Annotated in this window: 14 protein-coding genes; 6 read left to right on the plus strand and 8 right to left on the minus strand. The window is 64.1% G+C overall.

What is annotated here, in order from left to right; translation table 11 throughout:
- Window positions 1-51 precede the first annotated feature (51 nt).
- Window positions 52-669: a 30S ribosomal protein S4 gene (gene rpsD / locus F3H96_RS15200; protein ID WP_149802545.1), complete on the minus strand. Its 618-nt coding sequence runs from the start codon at window positions 667-669 to the stop codon at window positions 52-54.
- A 372-nt stretch (window positions 670-1,041) separates the two neighbouring features.
- Here rpsD and F3H96_RS15205 point away from each other — a divergent pair, with 372 nt between their 5' ends.
- Window positions 1,042-1,245, plus strand: a complete 204-nt coding sequence (locus F3H96_RS15205; protein ID WP_149802546.1) for a hypothetical protein — start codon at window positions 1,042-1,044, stop codon at window positions 1,243-1,245.
- Window positions 1,246-1,313: 68 nt separating this feature from the next.
- Here the strand turns inward: F3H96_RS15205 and F3H96_RS15210 are convergent, their stop codons facing one another.
- On the minus strand, window positions 1,314-1,496 hold the full coding sequence (locus F3H96_RS15210) for a DUF3008 family protein (RefSeq protein ID WP_149802627.1): 183 nt from the start codon (window positions 1,494-1,496) through the stop codon (window positions 1,314-1,316).
- 100 nt (window positions 1,497-1,596) lie between these two features.
- Here F3H96_RS15210 and F3H96_RS15215 point away from each other — a divergent pair, with 100 nt between their 5' ends.
- Window positions 1,597-2,991, plus strand: coding sequence for an RNB domain-containing ribonuclease (locus tag F3H96_RS15215; protein ID WP_149802547.1), 1,395 nt, complete (start codon window positions 1,597-1,599; stop codon window positions 2,989-2,991).
- A gap of 85 nt (window positions 2,992-3,076) precedes the next feature.
- On the opposite strand, the gene murI is transcribed toward F3H96_RS15215, so the two are convergent.
- The 3 genes from murI to F3H96_RS15230 all read right to left on the minus strand — a co-directional run bounded on the left by murI (window position 3,077) and on the right by F3H96_RS15230 (window position 5,541).
- Window positions 3,077-3,892: a glutamate racemase gene (murI, locus tag F3H96_RS15220; RefSeq protein ID WP_149802548.1), complete on the minus strand. Its 816-nt coding sequence runs from the start codon at window positions 3,890-3,892 to the stop codon at window positions 3,077-3,079.
- Between the two features lie 119 nt (window positions 3,893-4,011).
- Entirely contained in the window at window positions 4,012-4,611 is a 600-nt protein-coding gene (locus F3H96_RS15225; protein WP_188131400.1) for a hypothetical protein, read from the minus strand.
- A gap of 81 nt (window positions 4,612-4,692) precedes the next feature.
- Entirely contained in the window at window positions 4,693-5,541 is an 849-nt protein-coding gene (locus F3H96_RS15230) for an RNA methyltransferase (protein ID WP_149802550.1), read from the minus strand.
- A gap of 206 nt (window positions 5,542-5,747) precedes the next feature.
- Between F3H96_RS15230 and F3H96_RS15235 the strand changes: the two genes are divergently transcribed.
- Both F3H96_RS15235 and F3H96_RS15240 read left to right on the plus strand, forming a co-directional pair.
- Window positions 5,748-6,959, plus strand: a complete 1,212-nt coding sequence (locus tag F3H96_RS15235; protein WP_149802551.1) for an NADP-dependent isocitrate dehydrogenase — start codon at window positions 5,748-5,750, stop codon at window positions 6,957-6,959.
- 86 nt (window positions 6,960-7,045) lie between these two features.
- Window positions 7,046-7,672: a glutathione S-transferase family protein gene (locus tag F3H96_RS15240; protein WP_149802552.1), complete on the plus strand. Its 627-nt coding sequence runs from the start codon at window positions 7,046-7,048 to the stop codon at window positions 7,670-7,672.
- A 248-nt stretch (window positions 7,673-7,920) separates the two neighbouring features.
- On the opposite strand, the gene alaS is transcribed toward F3H96_RS15240, so the two are convergent.
- Entirely contained in the window at window positions 7,921-10,590 is a 2,670-nt protein-coding gene (gene alaS, locus F3H96_RS15250) for an alanine--tRNA ligase (RefSeq protein WP_149802553.1), read from the minus strand.
- Between the two features lie 339 nt (window positions 10,591-10,929).
- Entirely contained in the window at window positions 10,930-12,027 is a 1,098-nt protein-coding gene (gene recA / locus F3H96_RS15255; protein ID WP_112098561.1) for a recombinase RecA, read from the minus strand.
- 384 nt (window positions 12,028-12,411) lie between these two features.
- Here recA and F3H96_RS15260 point away from each other — a divergent pair, with 384 nt between their 5' ends.
- Together F3H96_RS15260 and F3H96_RS15265 are read left to right on the plus strand one after the other, a co-directional pair.
- Window positions 12,412-13,350, plus strand: coding sequence for a carbohydrate kinase family protein (locus tag F3H96_RS15260; protein WP_149802554.1), 939 nt, complete (start codon window positions 12,412-12,414; stop codon window positions 13,348-13,350).
- 39 nt (window positions 13,351-13,389) lie between these two features.
- Entirely contained in the window at window positions 13,390-14,307 is a 918-nt protein-coding gene (locus F3H96_RS15265) for a pseudouridine-5'-phosphate glycosidase (RefSeq protein WP_149802555.1), read from the plus strand.
- A 3-nt stretch (window positions 14,308-14,310) separates the two neighbouring features.
- On the opposite strand, the gene F3H96_RS15270 is transcribed toward F3H96_RS15265, so the two are convergent.
- Window positions 14,311-14,634 (minus strand): TfoX/Sxy family protein, encoded by a 324-nt coding sequence (locus F3H96_RS15270; protein WP_149802556.1) that lies wholly within the window; start codon window positions 14,632-14,634, stop codon window positions 14,311-14,313.
- Window positions 14,635-14,666: the final 32 nt, after the last annotated feature.

Here is a 14,666-nt window from a genome sequence, read left to right on the forward strand (position 1 = left end):
AAAGGCCGCCTCGATGGGCGGCCTTCAATAGTCTCGCTGACGCGCTTGTTATCAGCGCGAGTAGAATTCGACGACCAGGTTCGGTTCCATTTGCACGGCGAACGGAACGTCCGACAGGCCCGGAACGCGAGCGAAGGTCGCGGTCATCTTGTTGTGGTCGGCTTCGATGTAGTCCGGCACGTCGCGCTCGGCCAGACCGACCGAATCCAGCACGATGACGAGCTGCTTCGACTTCTCGCGCACCTCGACGACGTCGCCCGGCTTGCAGCGGTACGAACCGATGTTGACGCGCTTGCCGTTGACGTTGACGTGGCCGTGGTTGACGAACTGACGGGCGGCGAAAATGGTCGGCACGAACTTGGCGCGGTAGACGACCGCGTCCAGACGCGACTCGAGCAGGCCGATCAGGTTCTCGGAGGTGTCGCCCTTGCGGCGGTTGGCCTCTTCATAGACCTTGCGGAACTGCTTTTCCGAAACGTCGCCATAGTGACCCTTCAGCTTCTGCTTCGCGCGCAGCTGCAGGCCGAAGTCGGAAAGCTTGCCCTTGCGGCGCTGGCCGTGCTGGCCGGGGCCGTATTCACGCTTGTTGACCGGGGACTTCGGGCGGCCCCAGATGTTTTCGCCAAGACGGCGGTCGATCTTGTATTTCGCGGATTCGCGCTTGCTCATCGCATTCCCTTTCAAAACAATATACCCGGAACCCCATGGCTCCGGGCGAAGGAAACGCGCCCTCCTCTGGCCTCCGTTTTCGAGACCTGACAGGGTTTTCCACGCAAAGCGACGGAAAACCCACGGGACACGTCAAATGAAACCACCGGGCGTCGCCACCCGGTGTTGCTGGGCCTGTTAAACACAGATTTAACCGCTGTCAAGCTTGCGGCTGGCGGTGCCAGGGCCAACCCTATACCGTTCCTGCGTTGCATGCGGGCGCTGGATGTAGCGACAAGTTGTACGCCGGCGGCATCAGGGCGGATGCGGCGTCTTCGGACGCAACCGCCCTGCATTTGATGAAGGGACTGGATCAAAGGAGTCCGAAATTCGATGAAGAAGTTCTTCATTACCCTGATTGGAGCCGCGGTGTTGGCCGGGTCTATGGCAGTCATGACACCTGAACCGGCCATGGCCAGGCATTGGCATGGCCACAAGCAGGTGTGCCGCGTCGTGGTGAAGAAAAGAGTGGTCTGGCGCTACGGCCATCGCTACGTCGTGCGCTACAAGACGAAGCATTGCTGGTGGCGTCGATAGCCGGCAGCTTGCGCTCATCCAGACGAGGCCCGCGGACGATTCCGCGGGTTTTTTCGCCCGATCGCGATTTATGACTTCTTCGCCGGCAGGCTCTTGCGCTTGGTCTCGGCGAATTCCTCAAGCTGCTTCTCGCTCATCGAGTCATACATTTCCCGCGAAGCACCCTTGAGTTCGCTTTTCTTGATCTCGCCGCGTTTTGCCGCAAGCGCGGCGCCAGCGGCCTTCTGTTGAGCTTGCGATGTAGCGGGCATGGCAGTTTCTCCTTTGCTGTCGGAAGAAACGTCGCGCTTCTGCGCCGGTTCCAGCGGTATCGGCCTTCCGATGTCTAAAACGCCAGTGTAGGACGGCGGCATGAAATCGCTGACCGATCCCTCACAAGCGCTCTCCGCCGGCCTCGCGAAAATCCGGACCGAATTCCACGTGCCGGATGGATTTCCGGTTGACGTCGCGACCGCGGCCGCGGCGGCGGCCAAGCGTGTGCCCGACCGGCATGCCGATCGCATCGCTATGCCCTTCGTCACGCTCGATCCGGCGGCCTCGACCGATCTTGACCAGGCGTTCTCGATCGAGGCGAGCGGCGGCGATCTTCTGCTGCATTATGCCATCGCCGACGTAGCCTGGTTCGTCGAGGACGGCGACATGGTCGATCTCGAAGCCTGGAACCGGGGCGAGACGCTTTACTTGCCGGATGGCAAGGCCGGGCTCTACCCGCCGGTGATTGCCGAGGCTGCGGCGAGCCTGTTGCCCGATGGACCGCGTCCGGCGATTGTCTTCACGGTTCGGGTCGCTGAGGACGGTGCGGTAAAGCTGGACGGTGCGGAGCGGGCAATCATTCAAAGCCGCGCCAAGCTCGCTTATGACAGCGTGCGGGCGTCCGACGTTCCGGCCGGCTTCGCGGAAATGGCGCGGCGCATGGCGATGAACGAAGAGCGCCGCGGCGCTTCGCGCGTCGACCCGCCCGAGCAGGAGGTGGAAAGGCTCGCCGACGGCACGTTCCAGCTTTCGTTCAAGCCGCTGCTGCAATCCGAGCAAGACAATGCCGCGCTTTCGCTGGCTGCCAACATGGCGATTGCCGACGCCATGCTGGCGCACCGGACCGGGTTGTTTCGGGTGATGTCGGGGCCGGATGCTTCCAAGGTGCAAAGACTGCGCAGCGCGGCACAGGCGCTCGGACTGTCCTGGCCGGCCGCCACCGGCTTGCGCGAGTATCAGCGCACGCTTGATCCGGCCGATCCGCACCAGGCGGCGCTGATGCTGGAGATCCGCCGCGCAGGCAACGGCGCGTCCTACCAGCCCTATCAGGAAGGCGTTGTTCCTTGGCATGAGGCTATGGCCGCGACCTATGCCCACGCCACCGCGCCGCTCAGGCGGCTGGCCGACCGCTACGTCGTGCGCTGCGCGCTGGCAATCGCCAACGGCCAGCCGGTGCCGCAGGCTGTCACCGATGCGTTCGCCAGATTGCCGAGGGTGATGGGACGCGCCGATGCCCGCGCATCGCAGACCAGTCACGCGGCCATCGACCTCGCCGAGGCGATCATGCTGAAGGGGCGAGAGGGTGACACTTTCAAGGCTGTCGTCACCGACTTCGTCGATCACGGCGTGCGCGTGCAACTGGCCGACATGCCCGTCGTCGCCACCGTAAAAGCCTCTGGACTGAGGCAGGGCGACAATCTCGAGCTAAAGCTGATCTCGACCGATTCGGATCAGCGCAGCATCGTCTTCGAACCTGCCGCGCCCGCGGCCTAATGCATATCGCTCGGAAGTGTGCAGCGGTTCTGGGACAACGACATGCATCAAAACAAAGACATAAAACGCGTCGCCTGAATCCGTTTCAGCGCGACCCGCTTTGTTGCGCGCTCAGTCCAAACCCCTGGATCAGCCGCTTCGTGGCAAAATCCACCTTGCCCGAGGTGAAGACGGCAAGATCGGGCTCGCTGTCGCCGGATGTCTCGCCGATAGGTTCGAGCAGCGACATGGCGCGCCGGGCGATCGCCTCGGCCGGATCGATCCAGTCGACCGGCCAGGGCGCGGTCTTGCGCATGCGGTTGGCGAGAAACGGGTAATGCGTGCAAGCGAGCACGACGATGTCGGTGCAGTTGCCGTCGCGCTCGATGAAGCAGGGGGCGATTTCGGCACGCACGGCTTCCTCATCGACGAAACCTTGGCGCATGTAGATCTCGGCCAGCCCCGCCAGCCGGTCGCTGCCGACCAGCCGCACATGACATTTCTGCGCCCATTTGCTGATCAGGTCGCGCGTGTATTGGCGCTTCACCGTGCCCGGCGTCGCCAGCACCGACACCAGGCCTGACCGCGTGCGTTCCGCGGCCGGCTTGATCGCCGGCACGGTGCCGACAAAGAGGTGGCCGGGGAATTTGTCGCGCAGCGCATCGATCACCAGCGTGGAGGCAGTGTTGCAGGCGATGACCGAAATCGCCGGTTGAAGGCGTTCGAGCAGTTTGCCGAACAGCGCAAGGATGTGTTCCTTGAGGGCCGGTTCTTCCCAGGCGCCGTAAGGAAAAGCCGCGTCGTCGGCGACATAGATGAAGCGACGATCGGGCATGAGCACGCGCGCCTCGCGCAGCACAGTCAGCCCGCCGACGCCGGAATCGAACATCAGGATCGGGCGTCGGCTTGATCGATCGCTCATTGTCATCCGGTCATGAAAAGCGTCAGGCCCGTTGTTGGACCGACGGCGCTTCTATCGCGAATGATCGTGGTCTTGAAGAGGCGAATGCGAGCAGCTTTTGCGCAGTCGCCACGGCCTTCTCATATTCCGCGCTTGCCGAATCCGGCTGGACGAGGCCTGCCGAAAGGCTGCGGCGCGGGAGGAACACGTTCGGCGGGAGCGGCGGCACGCGGGGTGGCCGGGGCGGCGGCGCGCCCGGCGCGGTCCGGTGTCGGCAGCGGCTCGTCGAAGTCAAAAAAATCCGTCAGTTCATCGATGTTGCTGCCCGCGACAGGCTTCGCCCACAGGATCGTGCACCAAAGGCCGAAGATGGCGAGGCCGAGCAGGTTGAGGCCGCTGGGTACGCTGTCCGGATCGCCGAATTTGATGACCAGCAGCGTGCCGGCCTGCAGGAACCCGTAGATGCCGCAAAAAGCGATGTAGGACCACAGGATCCACCCCTTGCCGTTGGCGTCGCGGCTGCGGCGCCAGGCGATGTTTGCGCGAAGGGCCACAAAGATGAGCGAGACAATCAGAACGGCGCCGGCCATGCCTTGCCGGGAGGCGCCCGGTGTCGAATCCAGCAACCCTTCAAAGCCGATCGTCGCGGCAATGCAGATGACGATTGCCACGACCTCGGCCGTGGTCAGGCCGAGAGAATAAAGGAAAAAGCGCAGACGACCAATATTGGACGTAAACATGTGCTACCCCCACTATTACAGCAAGGATGAGGCACAACCGAATAAAATTCGGTTACTTCAAAGGCTCAGAGCTTACCGATTTTAACTTTCTTCGTCTTTAGCGCGACTGCGCGCGGCGGCCGGCAATCGTCTGGGATCGTCGCCGGGCGAGCCGTCGCCGCGCGGCATTGCCGGAGAGAACCGGTCGAGCGAGGAGATGATACCGCGCAGCACTTTGAGCTCGGCCTCGGCGAAGCCCGCGCGCGTCAGCACGGCGCGCAGATTGTCGACCATTTTCGGTTTCTTTTCTTCGGGGCGAAAGTAGCCGCGCGCTTCCAGTGCGTTCTCCAGATAAGCGAAAAGGCTGTGCAATTGCTCCTTGGTCGCCGGCGCCAGCTCCGGACCGGAGAAGTTGGTCTGGGTCTCGTCGGCGAGCCCGGACTTCATCCATTCATAGGACATCAGCAGCACCGCCTGCGCGATGTTGAGCGAGGAAAAGCCGGGATCGACCGGGAAGGTGACGATCTCGTCGGCCAGCCCGACCTCGTCATTGTAGAGGCCGAAGCGCTCGCGTCCGAACAGGATACCGGTGCGCTGCCCGGCCTGCTCACGGGCTCGCAGCGCCCTGCCCGCCTCCACCGGCCCGCGCACCGGCTTGAAGCCGTCGCGCTCACGCGCGGTCGTGGCGAAGACGAAGTTCAGATCGGCGACCGCCGAGGCTAGATCGTCGAAGACCCTGGTGGCGTCGATGACGTGGTCGGCACGGCTGGCGGCCGCGCGCGCCTTCTCGCTCGGCCAGCCGTCGCGCGGGTTCACCAGCCTGAGCTCGGACAGGCCGAAATTCGCCATCGCCCGCGCGACCATGCCGATGTTCTCGCCGAGCTGCGGTTCGACCAGGATGATCGCCGGTCCGGCTGAAGCGGTTTTGGTTGTATCTTCGATGGCTGGCATGGCTATGGGTAACCGGGGTTTGCGGCGTTTCGGCGTCCCCTGCCACATCTGGCCCGGAAAATGAAGCATTCGAAACAGGCACCCGTTTGCCCCAGCGCGGATCGCGGTTTGCGCGCTGAAAAAGCCTTTGATATACGCTCCGCATCCCCGGCCGAAACCATGCGGGCAAGGCCGTTCATATCCCCCAGCAACGAGGCATTCTTTCCATGGCGAAGATCAAGGTGGCGAACCCGGTCGTCGAGCTCGACGGCGACGAGATGACCCGCATCATCTGGCAGTTCATCAAGGACAAGCTGGTCCACCCCTATCTCGACCTGAAGCTTGAATATTACGACCTCGGCATCGAGAACCGCGACGCCACCAACGACCAGGTGACCATCGATTCGGCCAACGCCATCAAGAAATACGGCGTCGGCGTGAAATGCGCGACGATCACGCCCGACGAGGCGCGCGTCGAGGAGTTCAAGCTCAAGAAGATGTGGAAGTCGCCCAACGGCACCATCCGCAACATCCTCGGCGGCACCATCTTCCGCGAGCCGATCATCATGAAGAACGTGCCGCGCCTGGTGCCGGGCTGGACCAAGCCGATCGTCGTCGGCCGCCATGCCTTCGGCGACCAGTATCGCGCCACCGACTTCCGCTTCCCTGGCAAGGGCACGCTGACGATCAAGTTCGTCGGCGAGGACGGCCAGGTGATCGAGCATGACGTCTATGACGCGCCAGGCGCCGGCGTGGCCATGGCCATGTACAATCTCGACGAGTCGATCCGCGAATTCGCCCGCGCCTCGCTGAACTATGGCCTGTTGCGCAATTTCCCGGTCTATCTGTCGACCAAGAACACCATCCTCAAGGCCTATGACGGCCGCTTCAAGGACATCTTCCAGGAAGTCTACGAGAAGGAGTTCGAGGCCGAGTTCAAGGCAAGGAAGCTCTGGTACGAACACCGCCTGATCGACGACATGGTGGCTTCCAGCCTGAAATGGTCGGGCGGCTATGTCTGGGCCTGCAAGAACTATGACGGCGACGTGCAGTCGGACACCGTGGCGCAAGGCTTCGGCTCGCTCGGCCTGATGACCTCGGTGCTGATGACGCCGGACGGCAAGACGGTGGAAGCGGAAGCCGCGCACGGCACCGTGACCCGCCACTACCGCCAGCATCAGAAGGGCGAGGAAACCTCGACCAATTCGATCGCCTCGATCTTCGCCTGGACGCGCGGCCTCGCCCACCGCGCCAAGCTCGACGACAATGCCGAGCTGAAGCGCTTCGCCGAGACGCTCGAGAAGGTCTGCATCCAGACCGTCGAAAGCGGCTTCATGACCAAGGACCTGTCGCTGCTGATCGGTCCCGACCAGCCCTGGCTGTCGACCACCGGCTTCCTCGACAAGATCGACGAGAATTTGCAGAAAGCGATGGGGTGAGGAGCGGTGCGCGAAGCGCATGACAAGCCCCCGAATGGGCTTTTCAAGCAACGAACGCCCGCAGCCATACCGAAGGGTCGGGTCTGATGACCAAGCCGATCCTCTATGGCGCCGACTACAGCGTCTATGTCCGCATCGCGCGGATGGCGCTGGAGGAGAAGGGCGTCGGCTATGAGTTGGTGCCGCTCGACATCTTCGCGGCCGAGGGCATTCCGGCCTGGTATCTCGAGCATCACCCCTTCGGCCGCATCCCGGCTTTCGAGCATGACGGCTTCCGGCTGTTCGAGACCAATGCCATCACGCGTTACATCGACGAGGCCTTCGATGGCCCGTCGCTGCAACCCGTCGACGCGCGCGGCCGCGCCAGGATGGGCCAGATCATCGGCATGCTCGACGCGTATGGCTATCGCGCGATGGTCTGGGACGTTGCCGTCGAGCGGCTGGAAAAGACCGAGCCGGATGAGACCCTGATCGCCGGCGGCCTGAGCCAGGCGGAGACCGTGCTGAAAGTGCTGACCTCGCTGAAGGCAGATGGGCCTTGGCTGCTCGGCGACCAGCTGACCTTGGCCGACCTGCACGCCGCACCGGTCATCGCCTATTTCGTCAAGGTTGAGGAAGGGCGGGATTTGCTGGCGCGGTTTGCGGATATGCAGGATTGGTATTCGCGGGTGGCTGGACGGCAGAGCTTTGCCAGGACTAAAAAGGTCGCCTAGTTCGAGTGAACTGGCTCGGCGTCGGCGCCGCCCCTCATTGCCCTGCCGGGCATTTCTCCCCGTAAACGGGGCGAAAGGGGCCAGCCCGCAACGCCAGCGCCTTTCGTTGCAATGCTGGTGATGGCGAAAGCCGCGATGACGGCCCCCTTCTCCCCGTTCAACGGGGAGAAGATGGCGGTAGCCAGATGAGGGGCAGGGCCACCTCGGAGAGTTAGGAGCCAGCTTGAGCTAAGCCTGTCGCCGCGCCGTCACGCCGCCTCCAGCGCCGCCCTCACAGCCGCGATCGCGTCATTGGCCTTGGAGGCGTCGGGGCCGCCGGCCTGCGCCATGTCCGGCCGGCCGCCGCCGCCCTGCCCGCCGAGCGCGGCCGAAGCGACGCGCACGAGATCGACGGCACTGAAGCGGGCGGTCAGGTCATCGGTGACACCGACGACCACGCTCGCCTTGTTGTCCTCGCCGGCGCCGACAAAGACGACCACGCCGGAGCCGAGCGTCTTCTTGCCGGCGTCCGCCAGCGGCTTCAGGTCCTTCGGCGCCACGCCGGAGACCGCCTTGCCAAGGAAACCGACGCCTGCAACGGTCTCGTTCGTGGCCGGAGCGTCGGCAACGGCCGAGCCGCCACCCAGCGCCAGCTTCTTGCGCGCCTCGGTGAGTTCCTTCTCGAGCTTCTTGCGCTCCTCGAGCAGCGCCTCGACGCGCGACGGCACATCGGCCGGCGCAATTTTCAGGGTTGCCGCCGCTGCCTTCAGGCGCCTGTCCTGTTCGTCGAGATGCTTGCGCGCCGCCTCTCCAGTCAACGCCTCGATGCGGCGCACGCCGGCCGCCACCGCGCTATCCGACAGGATGCGCACCAGCCCGATATCGCCGGTCGATCTCACATGCGTGCCGCCGCAAAGCTCGACCGAATAAGGCCGATTGGCCCTGGCGCCATGCAAGCCGGTGCCCATCGACACGACGCGCACCTCGTCGCCGTATTTTTCGCCGAACAATGCCATTGCGCCTTCGGCGATGGCATCGTCCACCGACATTAGGCGCGTCGTCACCGGGCTGTTCTGCACGACGATCTCGTTCGCCATGCGCTCGACCTCCTCAAGCTCATCCGCCGAAATCGGCTTGTTGTGCGAGATGTCGAAGCGCAAGCGGTCGGGCGCCACCAGCGAGCCCTTCTGCGCGACATGGGTGCCCAGCACCTCGCGCAGCGCCTCGTGGATCAGATGCGTGGCGGAATGGTTGGCGCGCAGCTTCGAGCGACGGGCATGGTCGACCTTCAGCTCGACGGCGGCGCCCGTCTTCACCGCGCCGCTCGCCACTTTGCCGAGATGCACGAACAACCCGTCGGCTTTCTTCTGCGTGTCGGAAACCTCGATCGAGAAGCCGTCGCCGGAGATCACGCCGGTGTCGCCCATCTGGCCGCCGGATTCGCCGTAGAACGGCGTCTGGTTGACGACGACGGCCACGGCATCGCCCTGGCCCGCGCTGTCGATGATCTTGCCGTCCTTGACCAGGGCCTGGACGATGCCTTCCGCCTGCTCGGTCTCATAGCCCAGGAACTCGGTCGCGCCCGTCTTTTCGCGCACCGAGAACCACACCGTCTCGGTCGCGGCCTCGCCCGAGCCCGCCCAATGCGCGCGCGCTTCGGCCTTCTGCCGTTCCATCGCGTCGGTGAAGCCGGCGATATCGACCGAGATGTTGCGCTGGCGCAGCGCATCCTGCGTCAGGTCGAGCGGGAAGCCATAAGTGTCGTAGAGTTTGAAGGCGGTCTCGCCGTCGAGCATGTCGCCGGCATGCAGCGTCTCGGTGGCGTCCGAAAGCAGGCCGAGCCCACGCACGAGCGTCTTGCGGAAGCGTGTTTCCTCGAGCTTGAGCGTTTCGGTGATCAGCGCCTCGCCGCGCGCGAGCTCGGGATAGGCCTGGCCCATCTCGCGCACCAGCGCCGGCACCAGCTGCCACATCAGCGGCTCCTTGGCGCCCAGCAGCTGCGCATGGCGCATGGCGCGGCGCATGATGCGGCGCAGCACGTAGCCGCGGCCTTCGTTGGAGGGCAGCACGCCGTCGGCCACCAGGAAAGAGCACGAGCGCAGATGGTCTGCGATGACGCGGTAGGACGCGACATTCTCCGCGTTCGGACCTTGGCCGAGCGCGGAGGACGCGGCATCGACCAGATGGTTGAAAAGGTCGGTCTCGAAGACGCTCTCAACACCCTGCAGGATGGAGGCCATGCGCTCCAGGCCCATGCCTGTGTCGATCGAGGGACGCGGCAGGTCGATGCGCTCCTCCTTCGTCACCTGCTCGTATTGCATGAACACCAGGTTCCAGAATTCCAGGAACCGGTCGCCATCCTCTTCCGGGCTGCCGGGCGGACCGCCCCAGATATGCTCGCCGCGGTCGATGAAAATTTCCGAGCACGGGCCGCATGGGCCGGTATCGCCCATCGCCCAGAAATTGTCCGAGGTCGGGATGCGAATGATGCGATCGTCCGAGAAGCCGGCGATCTTCTTCCAATAGCCCGCCGCCTCGTCGTCTGTGTGATAGACGGTGACGAGCAGCTTGTCCTTGTTCAGGCCAAAACCCTTGGTGATCAGATTCCACGCAAGCTCGATCGCGCGCTCCTTGAAATAGTCGCCGAACGAGAAATTGCCGAGCATCTCGAAGAAGGTCAGATGGCGCGCGGTGTAGCCGACATTGTCGAGGTCGTTGTGCTTGCCGCCGGCGCGCACGCTCTTCTGGGCGGTCGCGGCGCGCGAATAGGGACGCTTCTCAAGGCCGGTGAAGACGTTCTTGAACTGCACCATGCCGGCGTTGGTGAACATCAGCGTCGGATCGTTGCGCGGCACCAGCGGACTGGAGGCGACGATCTCGTGGCCCTCCTTGCGGAAGTAGTCGAGGAATGTCGACCGGATGTCGTTCACGCCGCTCATTGCATACTGCCTTTTTCGCAAGAACCGCCGGCTCGGCCGGCGGCAAATGGGCTTTGGTGTTTCAGAAGATAGATTGGCCTTTTAGCGATAGCTCTTGACCCTGTCCAGAAACACGGAGTTAGGCCAATCGGCGGGTCCGTCGGGTGCATCCACGACACCCGGAAACGCAAACCGCCGGCACAAAGGCCGGCGGCTCGGGTACGCAGCACTCAAGAACTCGCTTACATAAGCATATACCGATAAACCAGGATTGTGGCCGAACTCCGGTTGAGCCGACCAATTGCTGCGGCGCGATCGCGAACCGGAGATCGCGCCGCAGCTTCCTGGAACCAACCGGCCTTACACAGCGCCGGCCTCGTCCTCAAAACCGTCGTCGCCGCCTTCGGAGCCACCATTCTCGAGGAATTTCTCGGCGATCAGCCCGGCATTCTGGCGCAGCGCCAGTTCGACCTCGCGCGCGGTATCGGGATTGTCGCGCAAGAACAGTTTTGCATTCTCGCGGCCCTGGCCGAGGCGCTGCGAGTTATAGGAGAACCAGGCGCCGGACTTCTCGATGACGCCGGCCTTGACGCCGAGATCGATCAGTTCGCCGGTCTTCGACACGCCCTCGCCATACATGATGTCGAACTCGACCACCTTGAAGGGCGGGGCCAGCTTGTTCTTCACCACCTTGACGCGGGTCTGGTTGCCGACCACCTCGTCGCGGTCCTTGACCGAGCCGATGCGGCGGATGTCGAGGCGCACCGAAGCGTAGAATTTTAGCGCGTTGCCGCCGGTGGTCGTCTCGGGCGAGCCGAACATGACGCCGATCTTCATGCGGATCTGGTTGATGAAGATGACCATGGTGTTGGAGCGCGAGATCGAGGCGGTCAGCTTGCGCAGCGCCTGGCTCATCAGGCGGGCCTGCAGGCCGGGCAGCGAATCGCCCATCTCGCCTTCGATTTCGGCGCGCGGCGTCAGTGCCGCGACCGAATCGACCACCAGAACGTCGATCGCCCCGGAACGCACCAGCGTGTCGCAGATTTCCAGTGCCTGCTCGCCGGTGTCGGGCTGCGAGATCAGCAGGTTTTCGAGGTCGACGCCGAGTTTGCGGGCATAGACCGGATCCAGCGCGTGCTCGGCATCGACGAAGGCGCAGATGCCGCCTTTCTTCTGGGCTTCCGCCACCGTGTGCAGCGCCAGTGTCGTCTTGCCCGAGCTTTCCGGCCCGTAGATTTCGATGATGCGGCCGCGCGGCAGGCCGCCGACGCCGAGCGCGATGTCGAGGCCGAGCGAGCCGGTCGGTACGGTTTCGATCTCGACCACCTGCTCGTTGGCTCCGAGCCGCATGATCGAGCCCTTGCCGAAGGCGCGCTCGATTTGCGACAGCGCCGCATCCAGAGCCTTTGATTTGTCCACTGCCTTATCCTCTACAAGCCGCAAAGTATTCTGAGCCATGATACATCACCCCTTGGTCGTCAATGAAGGCCGGACAATCCGTGATCCCTGTTGTTTTGTACCTTTTTTGTTCTCATTTGGCAAGGGGCAATAAATATCTGAAAGACAATCAATATCTCGGTTTGTTCCTTCTTTGTCTCACCAGAGCTGGTGCAAAACGGAACCGCTGGTCCAAAGAAACTTCGCTTGTCCCGCCGCCCCGAATCGCGACTGGGATTGGGGGCTATGCGCGGGAACCTGAAGCATGTCCCCGAAAGTGCGCAGCGGTTTCGGGACAGGCGTACACATAAGATCAAAGAAGCGGCTGCATGTCACGCGAACCTTTTTGGCATGACATGCTGTAGTGTGCACAGCCGCACGATCAACGAAAGTCACTGATCCCTCATGCCGACATCCCCATCCATCCTCGCGCTCGGCGGCGCCCATATCGACCGGCGCGGCCAGGTCTCGGGCACTTACGTACCTGCCGCGTCCAACCCCGGCATGATGCGCGAGGATGTCGGCGGCGTCGTTTTCAACGCGTTGCGCAGCGTGGTCAGGCGCGGCGTGTCGGCCTCGCTGATCTCGGTGCGCGGCGGCGACGCGGCGGCGGACACGGTCGCCCTGGCGATCGACAGAGCCGGAATAACGGACCTCTCGGTCGTGTTCCTCGACCGCGCGACGCCGAGCTACACGGCGCTGATCGACGCCGACGGCGAGTTGATCCTCGGTTTGGCCGACATGGCGCTCTACGATCTTGCCTTCCCGAAACAGCTCCGCCGCGCCAAGGTGCGCGAGGCGATCGCCGCCGCCGACGCCGTCCTGTGCGACGCCAACCTGCCGACGGCGGCGCTGGAACGCATAGTGGCGCTGGCCGGCGGCCGGCCGCTCTTCGCCATCGCAGTCTCGCCGGCCAAGGTCGTTCGCCTGGCGCCGCTGCTCGACGATCTGTCGCTGCTGTTCATGAACCGCCGCGAAGCCGCCGCGCTGGTCGGCGCCGAACTGTCCGGAGAACCCCTTGTCGGCCGCCTCAGGCAAGCCGGCCTGGGGGGCGGCGTCGTGACGGCCGGCAGCGCCCCGGTGCTGGGCTTCGACGACACCGGCATCTTCGAAATCGACCCGCCCGCTCCTCGCCGCGTCGCCGACGTGACCGGCGCCGGCGACGCCCTGACCGGCGCAACGGTCGCCGCCTTGCTGCGCGGCCTGCCGCTGCGTGCCGCGCTGCGCGAGGGCGTTGCTGCGGCAATGCTCGCCATCGAGAGCCCGGAGGCTGTCCCGTCCTTCACGGCGGGCAACTTCAGGCAGGCGCTCGCCCTTGTGCCGGAGGCACGGGAGGTGGCATAGGGCCACCCATCATCTAGTTCCTCCTTGTCGGAGACAGTCATGACGCCGCAAACCGCCCGCCCCTTCGTCGACATCCATCCGCCTGTGGCTGAGGCGCTTGCCGCCGGCCGGCCCGTGGTGGCGCTGGAAAGCACCATCATCACCCACGGCATGCCCTACCCTGACAATGGCGCGATGGCGGCCAAGGTCGAGCAGATCATCATCGACGGCGGCGCGGTTCCGGCGACGATCGCCGTGGTCGACGGCCGTATCAAGATCGGACTCTCCGACGGGGAGCGCGAATCGCTGGCCATGACCGGTGACGCCATGAAGCTGTCGCGCGCCGATATCGGCTTTGCCGTCGCTCGAAAGCGCACCGGCGGCACCACCGTTGCGGCCACCATGATTGCCGCGCATATTGCCGGCATAAAAGTTTTCGCCACCGGCGGCATCGGCGGCGTCCACAAGGGCGCGGAGAAGAGCTTCGACATCTCGGCCGACCTCGACGAGCTGGCGCGCACGCCGGTCATTGTCGTCTCGGCCGGCGCCAAGGCGATCCTCGACATTGAAAAGACGCTGGAGGTGCTGGAGACGCGCGGCGTGCCGGTGATCGGCCACGCTTGCGAAACCATGCCGGCCTTCTGGTCGAGGCAGTCGCCTTTCCGCGCGCCGCTGACGCTGCATGCGCCGCAGGACATCGCGCATTTCTATCGCACCCGCCAGGCGCTCGGCCTAACCGGCGGCATTCTGGTCGCCAACCCGGTGCCGCCGAATGACGAGATTCCGGCCGCGGAGATGGACGGCTACATCCAGGCCGCGCAGAAAGCAGCCGAGGCGCAGAATGTCACCGGCAAGGCGGTGACGCCGTTCCTGCTGTCGAAAATCCTGGAGTTGACCGGCGGCCGCAGCTTGAAGACCAACATCGCGCTGGTCGAGAACAATGCGCGGCTGGCGGCGGAGATCGCCAAGGCGCTGTAGGGCTTACTTCCCCGCCCTTCGCCCCGCCTCATAGGCGCGCCGCGCCCAGACCGCCATCTCGTCGGGATCGTCGAAGGCGTCGTCGGGGATGCTCCAATAGGGCATCGCCACCTTCTTGCCATGCCGGGATCCGGTATAGGTCCACTGCGTGCAGCCGGCGGCCTGGAAATCAGGAACGCTCTCCTCATCGGCCTTGAGCATCAATTCGCCGCGCACGACAACCGCGACGATCACGCCATCGCAATAGATGCCCTTGCCGCCGAACAGTTTGCGGATGCTGATCGGCCCAAGGCTGTCGAACAGTTCTTCAAGGCGCTCGTTGTCCATGCCGCAATCATCTCACCCGGCATGGGCCTTGT

The organism is Mesorhizobium sp. NFR06, from assembly GCF_900115245.1.
Classification (GTDB): domain Bacteria; phylum Pseudomonadota; class Alphaproteobacteria; order Rhizobiales; family Rhizobiaceae; genus Mesorhizobium.

Coding starts and splice junctions, on each gene's coding strand:
- F3H96_RS15205 (WP_149802546.1), top strand. CDS start 1,042: ATGAAGAAGTTCTTCATTACCCTGATTGGAGCCGCGGTGTTGGCCGGG.
- F3H96_RS15235 (WP_149802551.1), top strand. CDS start 5,748: ATGGCGAAGATCAAGGTGGCGAACCCGGTCGTCGAGCTCGACGGCGAC.
- recA (WP_112098561.1), bottom strand. CDS start 12,027: ATGGCTCAGAATACTTTGCGGCTTGTAGAGGATAAGGCAGTGGACAAA.
- F3H96_RS15240 (WP_149802552.1), top strand. CDS start 7,046: ATGACCAAGCCGATCCTCTATGGCGCCGACTACAGCGTCTATGTCCGC.
- F3H96_RS15265 (WP_149802555.1), top strand. CDS start 13,390: ATGACGCCGCAAACCGCCCGCCCCTTCGTCGACATCCATCCGCCTGTG.
- F3H96_RS15225 (WP_188131400.1), bottom strand. CDS start 4,611: ATGTTTACGTCCAATATTGGTCGTCTGCGCTTTTTCCTTTATTCTCTC.
- rpsD (WP_149802545.1), bottom strand. CDS start 669: ATGAGCAAGCGCGAATCCGCGAAATACAAGATCGACCGCCGTCTTGGC.
- alaS (WP_149802553.1), bottom strand. CDS start 10,590: ATGAGCGGCGTGAACGACATCCGGTCGACATTCCTCGACTACTTCCGC.
- F3H96_RS15270 (WP_149802556.1), bottom strand. CDS start 14,634: ATGGACAACGAGCGCCTTGAAGAACTGTTCGACAGCCTTGGGCCGATC.
- F3H96_RS15215 (WP_149802547.1), top strand. CDS start 1,597: ATGAAATCGCTGACCGATCCCTCACAAGCGCTCTCCGCCGGCCTCGCG.
- murI (WP_149802548.1), bottom strand. CDS start 3,892: ATGAGCGATCGATCAAGCCGACGCCCGATCCTGATGTTCGATTCCGGC.
- F3H96_RS15210 (WP_149802627.1), bottom strand. CDS start 1,496: ATGCCCGCTACATCGCAAGCTCAACAGAAGGCCGCTGGCGCCGCGCTT.
- F3H96_RS15230 (WP_149802550.1), bottom strand. CDS start 5,541: ATGCCAGCCATCGAAGATACAACCAAAACCGCTTCAGCCGGACCGGCG.
- F3H96_RS15260 (WP_149802554.1), top strand. CDS start 12,412: ATGCCGACATCCCCATCCATCCTCGCGCTCGGCGGCGCCCATATCGAC.